This is a genomic window from Pedobacter roseus (assembly GCF_014395225.1).
GTDB lineage: Bacteria > Bacteroidota > Bacteroidia > Sphingobacteriales > Sphingobacteriaceae > Pedobacter > Pedobacter roseus.
Window position 1 is genome coordinate 3,116,737 of sequence record NZ_CP060723.1, and the last position, 20,143, is coordinate 3,136,879.

The 20,143-nt window shown below is 39.2% G+C and carries 16 protein-coding genes; 6 read left to right on the forward strand and 10 right to left on the reverse strand.

Going from position 1 to position 20,143, the window contains the following annotated elements; all coding sequences use genetic code 11:
• The first annotated feature begins 357 nt into the window (after positions 1-357).
• From H9L23_RS12850 to H9L23_RS12860, 3 genes are read left to right on the forward strand one after another with little or no spacing between them, the layout of a single operon-like run.
• Complete coding sequence (locus H9L23_RS12850) at positions 358-855, forward strand: RNA polymerase sigma factor (RefSeq protein WP_187595326.1); 498 nt, start codon at positions 358-360, stop codon at positions 853-855.
• Positions 842-1,441 carry a hypothetical protein gene (locus H9L23_RS12855; protein ID WP_187595327.1) on the forward strand — a complete coding sequence of 200 codons (600 nt, stop codon included), beginning with the start codon at positions 842-844 and terminating at the stop codon, positions 1,439-1,441. Before H9L23_RS12850 ends, H9L23_RS12855 begins: the two co-directional genes overlap by 14 nt.
• A gap of 36 nt (positions 1,442-1,477) precedes the next feature.
• On the forward strand, positions 1,478-2,044 hold the full coding sequence (locus H9L23_RS12860; protein WP_187595328.1) for a DUF922 domain-containing protein: 567 nt from the start codon (positions 1,478-1,480) through the stop codon (positions 2,042-2,044).
• On the opposite strand, the gene H9L23_RS12865 is transcribed toward H9L23_RS12860, so the two are convergent.
• From H9L23_RS12865 to guaB, 10 genes are all read right to left on the reverse strand, one after another.
• A complete protein-coding gene (locus tag H9L23_RS12865) occupies positions 2,033-2,404 on the reverse strand; it encodes a diacylglycerol kinase family protein (protein ID WP_187595329.1) in 372 nt (123 codons plus the stop codon). The genes H9L23_RS12860 and H9L23_RS12865 overlap by 12 nt on opposite strands.
• Before the next feature lie 172 nt (positions 2,405-2,576).
• The gene (locus tag H9L23_RS12870) at positions 2,577-3,173 is read right to left on the reverse strand and encodes a hypothetical protein (protein WP_187595330.1); all 597 of its coding nucleotides are present in this window, start codon (positions 3,171-3,173) and stop codon (positions 2,577-2,579) included.
• Between the two features lie 63 nt (positions 3,174-3,236).
• On the reverse strand, positions 3,237-5,147 hold the full coding sequence (locus H9L23_RS12875; RefSeq protein WP_187595331.1) for a beta-N-acetylhexosaminidase: 1,911 nt from the start codon (positions 5,145-5,147) through the stop codon (positions 3,237-3,239).
• Positions 5,148-5,781: 634 nt separating this feature from the next.
• On the reverse strand, positions 5,782-6,738 hold the full coding sequence (gene trxB, locus H9L23_RS12880; protein ID WP_187595332.1) for a thioredoxin-disulfide reductase: 957 nt from the start codon (positions 6,736-6,738) through the stop codon (positions 5,782-5,784).
• Positions 6,739-6,969: 231 nt separating this feature from the next.
• The gene (locus H9L23_RS12885; protein WP_187595333.1) at positions 6,970-8,598 is read right to left on the reverse strand and encodes an acyl-CoA carboxylase subunit beta; all 1,629 of its coding nucleotides are present in this window, start codon (positions 8,596-8,598) and stop codon (positions 6,970-6,972) included.
• Between the two features lie 329 nt (positions 8,599-8,927).
• Entirely contained in the window at positions 8,928-9,467 is a 540-nt protein-coding gene (locus tag H9L23_RS12890; RefSeq protein ID WP_187595334.1) for a hypothetical protein, read from the reverse strand.
• Positions 9,468-9,525: 58 nt separating this feature from the next.
• Complete coding sequence (locus tag H9L23_RS12895; protein WP_187595335.1) at positions 9,526-9,987, reverse strand: MaoC family dehydratase; 462 nt, start codon at positions 9,985-9,987, stop codon at positions 9,526-9,528.
• Positions 9,988-10,185: 198 nt separating this feature from the next.
• Positions 10,186-10,779: an LOG family protein gene (locus tag H9L23_RS12900; RefSeq protein ID WP_187595336.1), complete on the reverse strand. Its 594-nt coding sequence runs from the start codon at positions 10,777-10,779 to the stop codon at positions 10,186-10,188.
• A 363-nt stretch (positions 10,780-11,142) separates the two neighbouring features.
• Positions 11,143-13,722, reverse strand: coding sequence for a TonB-dependent receptor (locus tag H9L23_RS12905; protein WP_187595337.1), 2,580 nt, complete (start codon positions 13,720-13,722; stop codon positions 11,143-11,145).
• A 511-nt stretch (positions 13,723-14,233) separates the two neighbouring features.
• Positions 14,234-15,703 (reverse strand): IMP dehydrogenase, encoded by a 1,470-nt coding sequence (guaB, locus tag H9L23_RS12910; protein ID WP_187595338.1) that lies wholly within the window; start codon positions 15,701-15,703, stop codon positions 14,234-14,236.
• A gap of 251 nt (positions 15,704-15,954) precedes the next feature.
• Here guaB and H9L23_RS12915 point away from each other — a divergent pair, with 251 nt between their 5' ends.
• The 3 genes from H9L23_RS12915 to ppnP are packed head-to-tail and all read left to right on the forward strand — an operon-like array spanning position 15,955 to position 20,140.
• On the forward strand, positions 15,955-17,961 hold the full coding sequence (locus H9L23_RS12915; RefSeq protein ID WP_187595339.1) for a DUF3857 domain-containing protein: 2,007 nt from the start codon (positions 15,955-15,957) through the stop codon (positions 17,959-17,961).
• Positions 17,961-19,856 (forward strand): DUF3857 domain-containing protein, encoded by a 1,896-nt coding sequence (locus H9L23_RS12920; RefSeq protein ID WP_187595340.1) that lies wholly within the window; start codon positions 17,961-17,963, stop codon positions 19,854-19,856. The genes H9L23_RS12915 and H9L23_RS12920 overlap by 1 nt, the downstream gene beginning before the upstream one ends.
• 2 nt (positions 19,857-19,858) lie before the next feature.
• Complete coding sequence (ppnP, locus tag H9L23_RS12925) at positions 19,859-20,140, forward strand: pyrimidine/purine nucleoside phosphorylase (RefSeq protein WP_187595341.1); 282 nt, start codon at positions 19,859-19,861, stop codon at positions 20,138-20,140.
• Positions 20,141-20,143: the final 3 nt, after the last annotated feature.

Below are 20,143 nucleotides of genomic sequence, written 5' to 3' on the forward strand. Positions count from 1 at the left end.
TTACGCCATTCGGTAAAGCAAAAATAATTTTACCACATGTAAAAAGAATGCACACAGATGTAAAAAATCCGTGTTTATCTGTGTTCACCTGTGGCTAAAAAATCAACTCAATTATACTGAAAGATATCTCATTGCAGTTGAGTTAAGCCATTCGGTAAAACAAAAATAATTTAAACACAACTTGTCCCGATCTTTCGGGAGATAGAAATGACGCACACCGATGTTAGAAACTGTGTTTATCTGTATACATCTGCGGTTAAAAAATTAACTCGATGGCATCAAAAAATATATTATTTTTGGGCCTCAGGTGTAACAAAAAGTGTACATCTTCATCTAAAACGCAACTATCATCCCTAAATGGAACAAAAAGACAAGTTATTTAAAGAGATTTTTGATTCAAATTCCAAAAAGATATTCCATTTATGTTATGGTTATACTGGCGATACCGACGCTGCAAATGATCTTTTGCAGGAAACGTTTTTAAAGGTTTGGCAAAACCTGGATAAGTTCAGGAACAAATCTTTAATCTCTACATGGATTTACAGAATTGCCGTAAATACCTGTTTAACGTATTTGAGATCGGAAAAAAGGCAGGCTAAAGACGAATTAACAGAAAATATTATTGAAAATAAGGTAGAGGAATTTTCAGAAAAAAACGAACAGGTGGCCTTACTTTATAAATGTATATCGAAGCTTGAAGAAAACGACCGTTTGATTATTACCATGGTGCTTGATGAGTTGCCATACCACGAAATTGCCGATATCTCTGGGATAAGCGAAGGCAATTTAAGGGTAAAAATTCACCGAATTAAACAAAAATTAACAGAATTATATAGCCAGTATGCAAGCGTTTGATCAAATACAGGAGTTGTGGCAAAAGCACGAGGTAGAAGTTAAGGTTTCTGCCGATGAAATGCTGCAGCAAGCGAAGAAAGAAGTAAATGGATTAAAGCTAAAATCTGCTTTGAACATTTTGGGGATGTTGGCCTCATTTATTGCCATCGCGGCCTTATGGATATTTTTTCACTTCGAATCGTGGACTACCCACGTGGGCATCAGCATTACGATTATTGCCATTGGTGTATATACCCTTATACTCTATCGTGATTACAGGCTGATTTCTAAAACCGATTTTACCGCGCATCCGCACGAATACCTTAACAACTTAAAAACCTATCAATTAAACCGTTACAAGCTATATAACTCGCTGTACTGGTTCTATGTAATTGCACTTTCTTTAGGCATTATCTTCTATTTTGTAGAAATCCTGTCGCACTTTAACACGGTTCAAAAAGTTTTGGCTGTAGGTTTAACTGCATTGTGGATGATATTCTGCTCAACCATATTAAGAAAAGCGGTAATGAGTAGGGAGAAAGAACGTATTGCTTTATTGATCGAGAAATTTGAACGCATTAGCGGACAGATTTCTACACCAGAATAATTTTAGGCACGGTTTTTTCGTTGTAAAAATCAACACATGAAAAAACTGATTATACCCTTATTGTTTTTGCTTGCCTTGCCCTGCACTTTTGCTTTTAAACAAGACCTCAATCAACCGGTACAACTGGATTGGGAAACCCATTTTAAAGGAAAGGCTGATACTCGTTCGCCATTTTTTGCTTTAACCGCCATGACATGGAAATACAGTTATGAAAGTACGGTTTACCGTAATCGCGTAGTAATTAAGCTAAAAAACGATGTTAGTATCGATAAAACCAGGTCGTGGGTGAAATGGGATAAAATTAAGGATCCCGAAATCAGGGAAAGCCTTTTACATCATGAGCAAGGACATGCCAATATTCAGTATGTTTTACTATTAGAGGCCGAAAGAGTATTAAAAAACCGGAATTATTCGGTAAATAATTACAAAGCTCAAATTTCCGAACTGGCCAACCAGATCAGCAGTTTTTTTGATACCATGCAACGCAATTATGACGATGAAACCGAACATGGCAGCAATCATAAAATGCAGGCCAGGTGGGATGAGATTATTCAGGATAAAATTGAGGAATCAAGGGCGGCAATGGCCGAATTACAAAAATAGTTTCGGGATAAATACAATGGCCCCAACCGCCACTGCTAAAAATGCAGCAACAAGCACCGCAGCTGCAGCGAGGTCTTTTACCACCTTAATTTTTGGATGATAATCAGGCGAAACCACATCAGCCAGTTTCTCGATGGCAGAATTGATGATTTCGGCGACAAAAACCGCAGAAATCACCGATAAGATCGCGATCCACTCCAAATTGGATATTTTGAGGTAAAAAGACAGTCCAATGGCAACTATTGCGGCAAACAAATGAACCCTCCCATTATGATCGTTCATAAAAAATAGCTTTAAGCCATTAAATGCGTATTTAAAGCTCCTGATGCGATCGATAATTGAAAATTTTTGATTGTCCATTAATTTGAATTAAACTATGAAGATTACTCAACTACGCCGGGATGACACATAAAGTGTGCCGTCATCTCGACTGAAGCGCAGCGGAACGGAGAGATCTGTCTCGATAGATTTCTCGACTGCGTTGCACCCGATAGCTATCGGGTCCGCTCGAAATGACGATTTCGAGGAATGCCTACTTCACTTCACTCGTAGAAAAACTATTTCCACTCAGTTTATATTGATAGGTTTTATTAATCGTTTTAGTGCTATCTGCTGCATCTTTTACAGGAAAAGAGCGGAAAAGATCTCCGTTTTTGATGAAAAATTTATCGTTGCCTGTATAACCTTTTTTCTGGTTTGTACTTAAAGATGGGAAACCGATTTTATTGAAATCACCTCCCGCATACTCGAACACATTTAAATCTAAAACATTCTTTTTGCTTAACAACTGAATGTATAACTCAGGATTGCCATCATTATCAAGATCCATATTCCATGCATCGGTGATGATACCTTTACGGTCTACCGCAGCCGATCTGTAATTGTTGCGGATAGAATCAGACATTAATATCTGGTACCCTCCAATTGAGTCGACTCCTTTTCCCCAGCTTACAATTTCGAAATTTAATCCTGGTTTTACTTCTATATCTTTATAAAAGCGGAAAGGATTCTTTTCTACTTTAACCGTTTCAATTTTAATTTCTTTAGGTTTTTCTTCTGTGCAAGCAAAACAAAACAGCACCCCTGTAATTAACAAAAGGTGCTGTAATGTATATTTTTGTAGTTTCATTCTATTTGGGTTCATTTTTGGTTGCCCCAAATTAAGTATTTTAGCCTATCAAAGCAATAAATTTTATTTCTTCGCTTCCGCTTTAACTTCAGGTGCTCCGTTGTTTAAAACCGTTTCGGCAGTTACACTTCTTCTGCCACTTGGTGCAATTACAATGGTTTTTAAAACCCTTTTTTCTCCCTGTGGAACGGTGATTTTAAATGGAGCAGTGTATAAAAATGCATTTTCTGATGGGCGTGCCAAATCAATAGTGTAATAAATTTTCGCTCCGGTTACCGGTGCTTTTAAATCGATGGTAAAATCGCCACCGGTTAAAGGTTTATCACTTTGTCCGATGGGTGTAGGCACCCAAAAATTAACCCCCATTTTATCTAAACGCGCCAAATGTACCGGTAATCGCTGCTCAGAGAAGTTCTTTAAATCTTTACGTTCAACCGGTGACCATGCAATTTCGGCCAGTGCCAGTATACGTGGGAATGCATGGTTTTCGGCTTTAGCTGTGGTTTTAATATATTCGGTCCACATATTGGCCTGCACCCCTTTAATGTATTTCCTTTCATCGGCCGTTAATACTTTCGGAATCGGATCGTAAGCGTATATTTTTTGATAAGGGGCAAATCCACCAATGGTTACCGGCTCATCAGGAGAGTTAGATTGTTTATGGTCGATATATAAACCCATCGATCCCGGGGTCATAATTACGTCGTGTTTTTGTTGTGCAGCTGCAATTCCGCCGTCTTCGCCTCTCCAGCTCATTACGGTTGCATTTGGCGCCAAACCACCTTCTAAAATCTCATCCCAGCCAATAATCGAACGTCCTTTGCCATTTACATGTTTTTCAATCGTCTGGATAAAATAACTCTGTAATTCGTGTTCATCTTTCAGGCCTTTCTCTTTCATCAGATTCTGGCAGAAAGTAGATTCTTTCCAATAGGTTTTTGGTGCTTCATCACCACCGATATGGATATATTTAGACGGGAAAATAGCGATTACCTCATCAAGGATATTATTCAGCATGGTAAAAGTATTTTCTGATGGCACGAAAATATCGTCAAAAACACCCCAGGTTTGTTGTACCTGTTTGCCTTTTCTACTACCTGCCCATGGTGTTTTATCGCTTACAAAAGTATCCCGGTTAGGGAAACAGCTTAATTCAGGGTATGCAGCAATTGCAGCAGAAGCATGGCCCGGCAATTCGATCTCCGGAATTACGGTAATGTATTTCTCTGCAGCATATCTAACAATTTCTTTGGCTTCATCCTGGGTATAAAAACCTTTAACCGGTGTAAGGTAATTGCCATTGCCGGGGTAATTACCAATAATACTGCCATTACGTGAAGAACCTATCTCAGTAAGTTTAGGATATTTTTTAATTTCCAGTCTCCATCCCTGATCATCAGTCAAATGCCAGTGGAAAGTATTAATTTTATAATAAGCCAGCTGATCGATATATTTTTTGATAAAAGAGATTGGAAAGAAATGGCGGGAAACATCCAGCATAGTTCCGCGGTAGCTAAAACGCGGATAATCGTTAATGTTAACCGCAGGGATGGTAATTTTATCAGCAACTTTATCCGGCATCATCTGCATGGCCGATTGTACTGCGTAAAAAAGCCCTGCGCCTTTTCCTGTTAAAACAATTTGTGTAGGGGTAACTTTAATGGTATAACCTTCGGCAGGTAATTGATCTGCTCCAACAGATGTGAGTACGACTGCTTTTTGGTTAGCCTGAGGGGTTTTGGTTTCCCTTAAGGCGAAACCTGCTTTGGTAACGATAAAAGCATTTAACAAATCAGCCATTTTTGCGCCATCGATGCTCTGATTTACCAAAACAGTTGTTTTATCCAAAATGAAATTTCCGTTTGCCCTGGTAATGGCTACGGGTGCAGGGATGATCCCCAAATTAGGATCGCCTTGTGCAAATGCACTTGCACTGATTAATACTCCAATAAAAATCGAAAATGCTTTGTTCATGTGTGTGTTTAGGTTTTTACAGTATTTATTTGATTATTTAAACCAAGATAGAGATTATGGGCAGATTCCAAATCCCACATTTTTGTTACAATACAAATCAACCGTTTGACTGCACTATGTAAGGCCTATAAATCTTAATCTTAAGAGGTCGTCATTCAGAGTGGACCCGATAGCTATCGGGTGCAACGCAGCCGAGAACCCGAAGGCTCAGCAAAGCTAGTAGATCTCTCCATTCCACTGCGTTTCAGTTGAGATGACGACTTTTTTTTTGGGAAATCAGGTACAGTAATGTTTAGGCTACGATAGTCCCGCTCCCGCTTCTGCTCCCGATGGAAAATCGGGGCATCCCGCTTTGATCGGGTTTAGGCGGCACAGTCAATGGAACTATTTGGGGTTGCAAATTGCAGAAGAAACAGCAGGCGCTATGCTATGATAACTTCAATAGTAGCACAAATCTGTGTATATAAACCTGATTGAAATGAAAAGCACGCAAGCGAGGCACGAGTGCGGACTTGTAATGAAAAGCAGGACTAACATTAAAAAGCACTACTGCAATTGCTTTCCACAAAACATTAATCACAAAAAAAGAGAAACCATCGCTGATTTCTCTCTTTCAAAATATTTTAAATTATTCTTAAGCTTCTACCGGATGCTCTTTAGCGGCCAAATACCTTTCGGCATCAAGCGCAGCCATACAACCAGAACCTGCAGCAGTTACTGCCTGACGGTAGTACATATCCTGCACATCGCCACAGGCAAAAACGCCTTCGATATTGGTTAAGGTAGAACCTGGTTTGGTAGCTAAGTAACCGGTTTCATCCATATCCAACTGACCTTTAAAAATATCGGTATTTGGCTTATGACCAATGGCTACAAAGAAACCTTCAACAGCGATATCTGTTTCAACACCGGTTTTATTGTTTAAAACTTTAACGGCGGTTACATTTTTTCCGTTACCTAAAATTTCCTGGGTTTCGGTATTATAATGTACAATGATATTCGGAGTAGCCAATACACGACTCACCATAGCTTTTGAGGCTCTAAACTCATCCCTACGCACCAATAAATGCACAGTTTTACAAAGTTTAGCCAAATACGTTGCTTCTTCTGCAGCGGTATCACCAGCACCTACAATGGCAACATCCTGTCCTTTAAAAAAGAAACCATCGCAAACCGCACATGCCGAAACACCAAAACCATTATATTGTTGCTCGCTTGGTAAACCCAGCCATTTGGCAGTTGCACCGGTAGCAATAATTACAGTATCAGCAGTGATGGTTTTAATTTCATCAACCACAACTTTATGTGGTGTTGAAGAGAAATCAACCGAACTTACATAACCAAAACGGATATCGGTACCAAAACGCTCTGCCTGTTTGCGAAAATCTTCCATCATTTCTGGTCCCATAATGCCTTGTGGATAACCCGGGAAATTTTCTACATCTGTAGTTTGCGTAAGCTGTCCGCCAGCTTGCATACCAGTATACATAATTGGTTTTAAATCAGCCCTGGCTGCATAAATTGCAGCAGTATATCCTGCCGGACCAGAACCTATAATTAAACACTGAACGTGCTCGTTTTCTTGTGACATTATATTGTGTGTTTGAAATTCATTAATCGTAGTGCAAATTTAATGCTTTAAACAATTGTTAACAAGCGTACATTGTCAACATAGTTTACTTATTAACAGCGGAGCATGGTGTGCATGGCGAAAAGCGGATAGCGTTTGGCGCCAAGCATTAAACTAAGGTGCATTCAGGTGACTTAGGTGGTGAAAATAAAAGGAATTGTCAGATGGTAACATCTGCCAGCACTTATGCTACTAAGTTTGTATCACCCCTACGTTAAACTTTCTGGTAATCGGCGATTGGTTAGCGGCCTCGATCCCCATCGAAATTACTTTCCTGGTTTCCAAAGGATCGATAATCCCATCAACCCAAAGCCTTGCTGCTGCATAATAAGGTGTAGTTTGACTATCATATTTATCGGTAATTTCTTTTAATAGTTCAGCTTCTTTTTCAGGCGTAATCACCTCTCCTTTTGCTTTTAAAGAGGCTTGTTGAATCTGCAATAATGTTTTCGCGGCCTGTGAGCCACCCATTACGGCAATTTTAGCTGTTGGCCAGGCATAAATCAAACGTGGATCGTAGGCCTTGCCACACATGGCATAATTACCGGCGCCGTAAGAATTGCCCAAAACAATGGTAAATTTGGGTACTACAGAATTCGCCACGGCATTAACCATTTTTGCACCATCTTTTATTATACCACCATGTTCTGACCGGCTGCCCACCATAAAACCAGTAACATCCTGTAAAAATACCAGGGGAATTTTCTTCTGGTTACAGTTCATGATAAACCGCGAAGCTTTATCAGCACTATCCGAATAAATTACACCGCCGAACTGCATCTCCCCTTTTTTCGATTTTACCACTTTACGCTGGTTAGCTACAATGCCTACCGCCCAGCCATCTATACGGCCTAAACCGCAGATAATGCTCTGACCATAACCTTTTTTATATTCTTCAAATTCGGATCCATCAACCAAACGGTTAATTACGTCCATCATCTCATAAGGTTTATCCCTGTTTTCGGGAAAGATACCATACAGTTCTTCTTCCTTTTCTTTTGGTTTAACAGCCGCAATGCGATCGAAACCGGCATTTTCTGGTGCACCCAGCATGCTCATGATGTTTTTGATGCTATCTAAACAGGCCTGATCGTTAGGGTGTTTATAATCCGTAACACCCGATATTTCGCAATGTGTGGTTGCCCCGCCCAAAGTTTCATTATCAACTTCTTCGCCAATGGCCGATTTTACAAGATAGGAACCTGCTAAAAATACCGAACCGGTTTTATCCACAATCATGGCTTCATCGCTCATAATTGGCAAATAAGCACCACCAGCTACACAAGCCCCCATAATAGCCGAAATCTGCACAATCCCTTCGGACGACATGATGGCGTTGTTGCGGAACATCCGTCCGAAGTGTTCTTTATCGGGAAAAATTTCATCCTGCATAGGTAAGTATACCCCTGCACTATCAACCAGGTAAATTACAGGCAAACGGTTTTCCATGGCGATTTCCTGCGCACGAAGGTTCTTTTTAGCAGTCATCGGGAACCACGCGCCAGCTTTTACAGTAGCATCGTTGGCAACAATCATACATTGTCTGCCACTTACATAGCCAATACCGCATACTACCCCTGCAGATGGACATCCACCCTGCGCGGCATACATCCCATCGGCAGTAAAAGCCCCGACCTCCAAAAAGTCAGAATCTTTATCAATTAAATAGGCAATGCGCTCACGGGCTAAAAGTTTTCCTTTTTCTTTTTGCTTAGCGGCATTCTTTTCGCCTCCACCAAGATGGATCTTTTTGAGTTTGGTTTTCAGTTCGTAAACCAACTGTTTGTTAACATCCTCGTTTTTATTGAATTCGATATTCATGGAGGCAATTTAAATTTAATTTTAGAAAAACAGCATTGACCAAATCGGTTTCTGGTCTACGGCGCGGTTTAACCGCAAAGCTCATAGAGAAAAGAGGACATAGCATTGAGATTAGGTGAAAAATCTCCTTGTTTTCCGTGCATGCATAACTTTTTTAACCACAAAGTGCGCTGAGTAAAGCTGCAAAGATCGCTAAGCTTTATTAACCGCCTTTGTTTTAACCACCAAGATCACAGAGAAAAAACCACAGAGAACATGGAGAAGTTTAAATTATAAGATGCACTAACCGCAAAACGCTTAACGCAATCCGCCGAACGCCAAACGCTTAACTACTTCTGATAAACTACTCCGTCAATCTTTATTTTTTGATACTTTTCGGCCCAGCCTTTGCCTTTGATGTATTTTACTTCTGATGGATGTCCTTTTAAATTGGGATGATAAACAGGATCGAACGAAAAGGTCATTTCCTGATCTGATTTTTGAACAACAGTTACTTCATTATCGTTTTCATCCTTTTCGCCTGTAGTAAAGAACTTCTCTCCTATTTTGGCATTAAAATCAGCACGGATATAGGTCCTGGTAGGATCGTCTGGATAACTTTCGATCAGTTTGTTGTTCTCATCCATCCTCAAATAAAACGTGCTGCTTGCATCGCCACCAACCAGGGAATAAAATTGGTAAAAAAGCTTTTTGTTAATCCTAACGGTGTCTTTAATCTCGGTATAAGATTGTGCATTCATATACCATAAATTGCCGATCTGCATGGGTAAAAATGAATCGGCAGCTGCGTTTTCCACTTTCTTTTTCTGACAGGAAAGGACAACCAGACTAACTAAAATTAAACTAAGCGATGTGCTGATCTTTTTCATTTGAATCATTATTTTTATTAAAAACGTTAAAAATCAGCTACACGCTACAGCATTATAACTAATTGATAAAATGGTATAAGAAAACTACTTCTCCATTAAATGCAGGCTTTTTCTGGTCTTCAATTTCCATTTCGATAGCCATATTCACCTTGGTTACGCCACGCAGGTTAATAATTGAAGCTAATTTAGCTTTTAACCTTACTTTACTGTTTACGGTAACTGCTTGTGCAAACCTTAAACTTTCAATACCATAATTGATCTCCATTTTCAGGTTCTGGATATCAACTATTTCTTTCCATAAATAAGGAATTAAAGATAAGGTTAAATAACCGTGTGCAATAGTAGCTTTAAATGGACCTTCGTTTTGTGCCCGCTCTTCATCAATATGAATCCATTGATGGTCTAAGGTAGCGTCGGCAAATTTGTTAATTTGTTCTTGAGTAATGGTGTGCCATGAAGAAACGCCTAATTCCTTGCCAAGGTATTGTTCAAATTCTGCGTGGGAGGTAATGATTTGCATTTTTAATATATTTTTTAATGCGCCAAACGTTTTGCGGATGGCGGGTTATTGATTATATGTTGAGATTGTGTTCGTTATAGCCTTGGTTGATAGTTTATGGTCTTATAGTTCATGGTTAATATATCCAAGCTATCAAACTATGAACTATTAATCTTTAGCCATTAAACGATTAACCATGGGCAACTGGCTAAACTGCAGTTAACTCAAATTCCTTTCCCTAAACCACACTTCATCCGGAATGGCTGAGAAATTATCCATCTTATCGATTAAAATTTCGGCATCTGCTTCGTTAAAAACCAGGTCGCGGTTGGCAGGTTTTAAAAATTTGCTCTGCACCATCATTTCCATTTGGGCAAATAACGGATCGTAAAATCCATTTACGTTTAACACGCCAATTGGCTTATTGTGCAGGCCAAGCTGCAACCAGGTAAGCACTTCAAAAAACTCTTCGAGTGTACCAAAACCGCCGGGTAGAACTACAAATCCATCACTTAAATCGGCCATTTTCTGTTTTCTCTGGTGCATATTTTCGGTTACGATCATTTCGGTTACCCCTTTATGTCCGACCTCTTTATCCATTAAAAACTGTGGAATGATACCAGTAACCAAACCGCCAAGTTCCAGTACATCGTTAGCCAAAACACCCATAACCCCAACACTACCACCACCGTAAACCAACTTAATCTGCTGTTTTACTAATGTTTCTGCCAACTGTTTTATTGCATTGCGTAATTGTACATCGCCGTTAAAGTTTGAGCCACAATACACACAAACCGAATTAAGCTTATTCATTTAGTCTAAAATTTATCGAAGTTAAGATTTTATCGGCTTTCTATAAATTTTAATTCTGCACAAAGCTGTTACAGGACTTATTACAAGTAATAACCCGAAGAAGGTGAATGCATTATTTTCCCTCCCAAGAACCACCAACCTTGTTAAATAAACCTGATTGCAGAGAAAGCCCGCAGCGCAGCGAGGACTTGAAACGGAAAGCGGGACTGCAGCCTCCATTAAAACCAGCCCACCGATTTTCTAAACAATATTGACTACCTAAGCCACCTGAGGACATTTAAGTTTTTTTCCAGTATAAAAAAAGGAGCGGCATTACACCACTCCTTCTAACCAAATATAAGAGAGAAAAGATTAATTTAAATATTAGAAAGCATAACGGATGGTTGCGCCATAAGTTCTTGGATCGCCTAGTACACCAGCATACAAGCCAGAGTTACCTGCCGCAGCCTGTAATTGCTCATAGTAGTTTTTATTGGCAATGTTTCTGCTCCAAACAAATAGTGAGAACTTATCGGATTTGAAACCCAACCTTGCATTGAATAAGGCATACCCTTTAACATTTAATACACTTGAGGGTGTAGGATTTGAAGAATATTCTGAACGGTAACTGGCATCACCAGCAATAAAATACCTGCCCTCTTTAGTAGCCAGCTTTCCTGCTGTACTTAATTCTGTACCACCAGAAATATTCCATTTTGATACACCTGGTAATCTGCCACCCGAAGCATCTTTAAATGCAACCTGGGTAGCTACGCCATTTACCAGTTCGGTATGCCCTGTTTCTTCTAATGGAAGTGGTGCATTGGTAAATTTCACATATTTGCCATCTAAATAAGCCAAAGCAGCATTTAAGGTTAAAAACCTTTCTAACTGGTAAGTTCCATCTATTTCCAATCCTTTTACCCTTACTTTTTCAGCATTTGAGAGGTAGCCCCTGTTTACGCCCAGTTGTGGTGATTGAACATTGGTTTGGTAATCTTTGATATCAGTATTAAATAAACTAAGATTTACAATTGCACCTTTAAACGGCTTTGTTTTAGCGCCTAACTCATAATGCTGAACATACTCTGGTTTTACCACTGCTAACGATAAATCGGCTGCTCCGGTTGAGGTAGTTGGCAAACCACCTACGTTAACACCAACCGGTTTGTAAGCGGTAGAGAAAGTTCCATAAACATTTAAGTTATGCGTTGGACGGTAAGACACGGTAAAGTTACCCGATAAATTGTTGTTATCTACCTTGGTTGTAAACTGCTGATTTGCATATACAGCCGCTTTTAGCGCCAATAATGCCGCATCAGTGGTTTGTAAACCGCCATAAGTTACCCTGTCGTAATCAACATCTTTTTTATCATAAGTATATCTTAGACCTGGTAAAACGTGCAGATTCTTTAACACTTCCCAATCTACCTGTGCAAAAATAGCTGCACTTAAAGATTTAATGGTAGAGTTGGTTTTAATCCCGAAACCATCCAATAAACCTGGTGTTGAATATAAAGCCTGACTACCTGTATTACTGGTTTGCACAAATCTCCACTGATCTTTACCCACTTCTTCTGTTTGTGCCAGTCCTTTTAAATTCTGACCCAACAGATACACGCCTATTACACCACTTAATTTATCGGTTATGTTTCCTGCATACCTTATCTCCTGCGAGTATTGATCGTGACGTGAAGTACCCTGCGATTTAGTTAATGCTGCTAACTCCGAGAAATCCCTGTCGTTTGTAGGATCCCAGTTCCAGAATCTCCATGCAGTAGTTGAAGTTAGCGTTCCGTTACCTATTTTATAATCTACGTTTAAAGAGATACCACCAATAGACTGATTATGCCTCCATGGCGTATTGGTATTAATTTCTCTTGAAAAAGGATCAATTTTCGGCTGTTGATAGCCTAAATCAGACACAATTTTGGCATACTGGCGGTAAGCACTTCTTTCAGTCGTAGTTACACCTGCAATTACCAATGGATAACCTGCAGGATGCTGAATGCTCACATCGCCACTTAACAATACCTGTAATTTATCAGAAGGTGTGTAATATAACTGACTTTTAAAACCAAGGTTGTTTTGTCCGCTGTATTTACGTTCTTCCCTGGTATTCCAGATGGTACCATCGCGTTGTGTACCCGAAATGGAGATTTTTGCAGCAAGATCTTTTGCAAGGGCGCCAGAAACTGAAGTTTTGGCCTGGATGAAATTATAATTTCCTGCACTTAGTTCTACTTTGGCACTTGGCGTTAAAGTTGGTTTGCTTGTGGTGATGTTAAATGCACCGGCAGTGGTATTTTTACCAAATAAGGTACCTTGCGGACCACGTAAAATTTCGATCTGCTCGATATCAAGAAAGTCTGTTGAAGTTGCAGCCGGGCGTGCATGGTAAACACCATCTACATAAAAACCTACGCCCGGATCGATACCATCGTTAGTTAAACCGAAGGTTGAACCCAATCCCCTGATATTTAATGTCGTGTTTCTGGCGTTCGAAGCATATAACTGTACCGAAGGAACTAATTCTTTTAAACGGTTAACGTTAAAAGCACCAGCATTTTCTGCTGCTCGGCCACCGATTACCGTAATCGGGATGGGCACATCCTGTAAAACCTCCGAACGTCTGCGTGAAGTTACCACGATTTCGTCTAAAAGGGCACTTTCTACCAAAACCAGTTCAATCGGCGTATCCTGATACCTTAAAATCTGAAAATCCTGTGGTTTGTACCCTACCGAACTTACCTGAAGGTAAAATGGTGGTTCTTGTTTTGCGTCGATTTTGAAAGCACCGTTATCATCGGCACTTACTGTAATATTAGTGCCCCTTACTTTTATGGTGGCGCGTGGTACCGGCTCACCACTTGACTTTTTTATAATACCTGTTATTGGGCTTTGGCCAAAAGCAATGCCTGCCGAAAGCAAAAATGAAAAGAAAAAGAGTAAACGTTTGTTCATGATTATTTGTATAGTTTGTTTTAATATTGTTGATTAACGACCCGTTCGAAAATATCCGATAACTGTTTGAGAATGGTTAAAACAACAATATGAGCGTGATTTATGGTTTGTTTTCATAATTATCATATAAATCCTATGGATTTAGTCGACAAATATATTAAAAAATATTAGCTGCCAAATTTTATTTTGTGATTTTTATAATATTAGACCTTATAGGTTTTGAAGATCTATGAGGTTTATTTTAAAACAGTGGGTTTTCGCGTTAGGGATTGTAAGGGTTTAGTACCGATTTTTCATCGGTACCGGAGCGAAGCGCAGCCCTGAAAAAGCCCGACCCTTGCGCAGCTTGGGGAACGCCCAGATCAGTTGGCAGTTCTTTTTAGACCTCGCAGGTTTTGAAAACCTGCGAGGTTTGAGCTAAAACAAAAACGGGGCTATCGTAAACCGACGCCCCGCTGTAATTTAAATTTTGCTAAAAACATTACGCAATTAGATTGCTTGAATATGCATCTTATCTCGTATAATTTGGCGCTTCTTTGGTAATCGTAATATCGTGTGGATGACTTTCTCGCATGCCTGCAGCAGTAATCTGTACAAACTGTGCTTCTTGTAATGCTTCTATATTGGCTGCTCCACAGTACCCCATACTGGCACGTAAACCACCAATATACTGGTACATTACTTCTGCCAGGGTACCCTTAAATGGCACGCGACCAACAATACCTTCAGGAACCAGTTTTTTGATATCATCTTCTACATCCTGGAAATAACGGTCTTTAGAACCTTGCTCCATGGCTTCGATCGATCCCATACCACGGTAAGATTTAAATTTACGTCCTTCGTAGATAATGGTTTCACCTGGTGATTCTTCTACTCCTGCAAATAACGAACCTGCCATTACCGTACTGGCACCCGAAGCAATCGCCTTTGCAATATCGCCGGTGTGTTTAATACCACCATCAGCAATAACCGGTACACCTGTACCTTTTAATGCTTTAGCACATTCGTAAACTGCATATAATTGAGGAACCCCAACACCAGCAATAATCCTGGTGGTACAGATAGAACCCGGACCAATACCCACTTTAACAGCATCAGCACCAGCATCAGCCAGGAATTTTGCAGCAGCACCCGTAGCTATATTACCAACGATTACCTGTAAATCAGGATATTTAGCTTTTACTTCTTTTAATTTATCAACTACCCCTTTTGAGTGACCGTGAGCGGTATCAATGGTAATCACATCAACTCCCGCTGCAACCAAAGCATCAACCCTTTCAATGGTATCGGCAGTTACGCCAACGGCAGCACCTACACGTAAACGACCACGCTCATCTTTACAGGCTACAGGATAATTTTTAACTTTCGAAATATCTTTAAATGTGATTAAACCACTTAGGTAACCGTCTTTACTTACTACCGGAAGTTTCTCGATTTTATGGTTCTGAAGAATCTCTTCAGCCTGGACTAAAGTAGTACCCTCTGGTGCAATAATTAAATTATCTTTTGTCATCACCTCAGAAATTGGCCTCTTCATATCTTTCTGAAAACGTAAATCCCTGTTTGTAATAATACCAACCAATTTATTATCGCTGCTCACCACCGGAATACCACCAATTTTGTGCTCTTTCATAATTTTGAAAGCATCGGCTACAACAGCGGTTTCCAATAAAGTAACAGGATCCTGGATCATACCGCTTTCAGAACGTTTTACTTTACGTACTTCAGCAGCTTGTCTGTCTATAGTCATGTTTTTATGCAACATCCCGATACCACCATTTTGTGCAATTGCAATGGCAAGCTCGGCCTCTGTTACAGTATCCATTGCGGCAGAAATCAACGGAACATTAAGTTTGATTTTTTTGGTTAAAAAAGTGGATGTATTTACTTCACGGGGCAGAATTTCGGAATATGCGGGTACTAATAGTACGTCGTCGTAAGTTAAACCTGTGGCAATAAATTTTGTGGAATCGAGTTGCATAGCAAATAAATTAGGATTTATTATTTGCCAGGCAAAGATACGAAAATAAGGCGAAAATAAAAGCCCAAAGATAAAATTGCTTAAATATTGAGCTTGGCTGACAATTCCCCGCCTGGATGTATTAATCGCTTTTCTTTTTAAAATCCACCCTGCTCTTACCTATACACTATTTAAATCGACCCTAAAATTATTTTAAAATAATTCGGAGAATGTTTTTTATAATTGCATTAACCAAAAAACTATTTTAAATAATGCAGAAAAATGCTCTCAGATTTCTGACTTTAATGCTATGCATTGGGGTTAGTACCCTCTATGCCCAAACGGGCCAATCCGTAAAAAGAGAATTTAAATTTGGCAAAATTGCTCCGGCAGAATTCGAAACCAAAGCTTCGGGACAAGACTCTTCGGCTTCAGCTATCAAACTGTTTGATGTTGGCGACTGCTATTTTGAAATAGGTCCGTCATCAGGTGGATTTGTTTATGTTTTTGAAAGACATATCCGTTACAAGATTTTAAACAAAAACGGCTATGACCTTGCCAATTTTAAAGTAGAACTTTATAAAAACAGCAATTCGGCAAAAGAAGACCTCAACTACATGGATGCAGCAACCTATAACATGGTTGATGGTAAAATGGTGACCAGCAAACTTAACAAGGATGCCAAATTTACCGAAGAGTTTAACAAAAACTATGTGATTAAAAAGTTTGCACTTCCTAATGTAAAGGAAGGTTCGATCATCGAGTTTAAGTATAAAATTAAATCTGATTTTATTTTTACACTACGCGGTTGGCGCTTTCAGTCGAGTGTTCCTACTCTTTGGTCGGAATATAATGTAAGGATACCAGAATACCTGACTTATAAAACCAACATGAGCGGTTATTATCAGGTTGATCATCCGCTTCACCAAAATATCAGTGCTTCTTATGTACCGGGTGTAAATTCAAACGCAGTATACGATAAATATTGTGCGGCGAATATTCCTGCTTTAAAAGATGAGCCTTATGTAACCACCATGGATGACTATAACCCAAAGATTGAATTTGAATTAAGGGCAACCAACTTTCCCGGGGATGTATATCATGATTATAATGGTTCATGGTCCAAAATCATCAATGAGCTGGCCCAGGATGAAAACTTTGGCGGTTACATTAACCGTAACGGTTATGCAAAATCGGTTCTGCCTGGTATTTTGAAAGGAGAAAAAGATACATTAACAGCCGTTAAACTTATTTTCAACTATGTTAAAAGCAGTTTAAAATGGAATAAGCAATATTCGAAATATTCAAACGAAACAAATCCTAAAAATCTCTTTGAAAAGAAAACAGGATCATCAGGCGATATTAACCTGGCTTTGCTGGGTTTATTGAAAGAGGCAAAAATTGAAGCCTATCCGGTGCTGATCAGTACAAGAGATAATGGCACACACCCCGGTTATCCGTTAATCTCCGCATTTAACAATGTAATCGCTGTTACGCAGATCGGCAATACACTTTATTATCTTGATGCAACAGATAAAGATTTACCGGCCGGAATGTTGGATTACGAAAACCTGAGCCACCAGGGCTTTTATATGGATTTAAAAAACAACGATGGCAAATGGCTTTCTACCGAACCTAATGTACCGAGCGAAAAGATTTTTGTGTATAATATGGTGCTTGATAAAGAGCATAAACTGTCGGGAAAAATTAACCAGTATTCTAAAGGTTATGCGGCTTTAAACCTGCGCAATAAATACAGGACCACCAATAACGAAACCGAGTTTATAAAAGGTTTTAAAAAGGATAAAACGGGCCTTGAGGTTTCCGCTTACAAAATCGACAACCTTGATAACCTAGACGAATTATTGAGCGAAAGTATGGATGCGGTAATTGAAGATAATGTGGAAGAAGCCGGCAACCTGGTGTACTTTACTCCACTCCTTTTCGAAAGAACAAAAGAGAATTTATTTAAACTGGAGCAGCGTAAATTCCCTGTTGATTTTGCCTACCCATTTAAAGAGAGTTACCGCATTACGGTAAACTTCCCTGAAGATTATGAAATTGACAAACTTCCTAAAGGTGGTATTTTCAAGCTTCCCGAAGATAACGGAACCTTTACCATTAACTATATTGCAGAAGGCAAAACCCTGATGGTAAAAAGCAGCATTAACGTAAATAAATCATTTTATACGCCGGAAGAATATTTCGATCTGAAAGAATTATTTAAAACCGTGGTAGAAAAACAGGCCGAGCAGATTGTATTTAAAAAGAAAGGATAATGAGATATTATTTAAGTTTAGCGCTTGGGCTAACAGCCTTTAATACCGCATTTGCACAAACAGATTACGATGTGGCAAAAATTCCGGAAAGCCTGAAAAAAGATGCAGTTGTGGTGATCAGGAATGAAGAATCTTTTTTTGATGTTAAGGGATTGGGAGCTGCAAAAATGGATTATAAAGTAGCGATGACCATTTTGAATAAGGCAGGCGATCAATATGGAGAAATGGCAGAGGTTTATGATAAATTTAGCAGCATCTATAACATCAAAGCAACACTCTACGATGCTACAGGCAAAAAGATAAAGGATTATAAAAGTTCGGATATAAAAGATCAAAGCCTGATCTCTGATTTTTCGATATTTGAAGACAACAGGCTTAAGCTTTTAAAATTTGTAAGTTTAAACTATCCATATACCATCGAATACAGTTATAGCCAGGATTATAACGGCTTGCTTTCTTTTCCTTCGTGGCATGATTTAAAAGGCTTTGGCGTATCGGTAGAAAAATCAGCCTATACTATCCAAAAGGCCAAGAATTATAAAATGAGGTACCTCACGAGTCGTAATTTACAAACAGACTCGGTGCTGAACGGAGAAAAAATACAGTATAAATGGAAAAGTACCAATGTTGCAGCCCTGGCAGATGAACCGCTAAGCACGGGGATAGATAACATTGCGGCATGGGTTAAAGCTTCACCTAATCAATTCGAATATGATGGTTCTGCAGGGAATTTTGATAACTGGAAAAACTTCGGATCATGGTTATATACCCTGAACCTAGGCGGGAACAAACTTCCGGAAACAACCAGATTGATGGTTCAGAATTTAATTAAAGATGCCAAAACGCCGAAAGAGAAAATCAAAATCCTATACAACCATTTACAGCAGAATACCCGTTATGTAAGTGTTCAGCTGGGTATTGGTGGCTTTAGGCCTATTTTAGCCGAAAAAGTGGCACAGGTAAACTACGGTGATTGCAAAGCACTCTCTAATTATATGAAAGCATTGCTGAACGAGGCAGGTATCGCTTCAAACTTAATCGTAATTGGAAATGATATGCCTAGCCTAAACCCTGATTATTCGAGCATGGGACAAGCCAATCACATGATTTTATGTGTGCCACTCGAGAAGGATACTACCTTTTTAGAGTGCACCAGTCAGTACAAACCTATGGGTTTTATTGGTTACAGTAATTCTGACCGAAATGTACTGATGGTTACCGAAAACGGAGGTAAAATTGTACATACCCCTGTTTATAATGCAAAGGAAAACTACCAGATTAGAAAAACCAAGATTATACTGGCCGAAGATGGTACAGCAGATTCCGAAATCAGATCTACTTATGCCAATGCCCAGTTTGAAGAAAATTTTCCAATGACACTGATGGAACCTGTTGAACTGAGGAAAAGAATTATTGAAGATAGTCCTATTCCGGTTGCAGCGCTAAGCAGTTATAAGTATTTGCAGGCAGATAAAACAGTTCCTGTGCTTACAGAAGAGATCAATTTTAAAACCAATCCGATATTAACCAAAGGTGGCGATAAATTATTTCTGGTCGTAAACCAGATCAACCGTCGCGAAAGTGTACCGCTTAAAGTAGAGAACCGAAAAACCTATTTTGCCGTTCCTTTTAGCTATAATGATGATGACGAAATCAATTATATCCTTCCAAAGGGTTATAATGTAGAATTTATCCCTAAAGATATTACCATTACTTCGGAGTTTGGGTCGTACAGCGCTAAATTCAGTGTAAAAGACAATATGATTGTGTATAACCGCACGCAAACCATGAACAATAAAAAGTACCCACCAGAAAAATATGGTGAGTATGTAGATTTTTATAAAAAAATCTATCAGGCCGATAAACAAAAAGCTGTTTTAGCTAAAACCTTATAATTATGATTACCGAAAACCAATATTTTGATGGCAATGTAAAATCCTTGGGTTATGAAACCACCGATGGAAAATCGACCGTTGGCATTATTAATCCAGGAGAATATACCTTTGGTACTGCTCAAAAAGAAATTATGCAAGTTATAGAAGGTGAATTAGAAGCCCTACTTCCAGAGGCCACCGAATGGCAAAGTTTTAAAGCGGGCAATAAATTCGAGGTTCCTGCAAATTCATCATTTAAGGTAAAAACGACTGTACAAACGGCATATTTATGCCAGTACAGGTAGTTT